We start from the raw sequence: 314 nt of genomic DNA, 5'->3' as shown, positions 1-314 counted from the left end.
GAGCTTTACGATCCGAAAACCTTCATCACTCACGCGGCGTTGCTCCGTCAGACTTTCGTCCATTGCGGAAGATTCCCTACTGCTGCCTCCCGTAGGAGTCTGGGCCGTGTCTCAGTCCCAGTGTGGCCGATCACCCTCTCAGGTCGGCTACGCATCGTTGCCTTGGTGAGCCGTTACCTCACCAACTAGCTAATGCGCCGCGGGTCCATCTGTAAGTGGTAGCCAAAGCCACCTTTTATGTCTGAACCATGCGGTTCAAACAACCATCCGGTATTAGCCCCGGTTTCCCGGAGTTATCCCAGTCTTACAGGCAG

Annotated in this window: 1 rRNA gene; it reads right to left on the bottom strand. The window is 55.7% G+C overall.

Annotation, left to right across the window (positions count from 1 at the left end):
• A 16S ribosomal RNA gene (locus SB751_RS29190) occupies positions 1-314 on the bottom strand; the annotation flags it as partial.

It is taken from the genome of Cupriavidus sp. SIMBA_020, from assembly GCF_046535395.1.
In the GTDB taxonomy this organism is placed as follows: Bacteria; Pseudomonadota; Gammaproteobacteria; order Burkholderiales; family Burkholderiaceae; genus Cupriavidus; species Cupriavidus campinensis.
The sequence above is the reverse complement of the archived record's forward strand: the minus strand, read 5'-3'. Positions and strand labels throughout refer to the sequence as shown.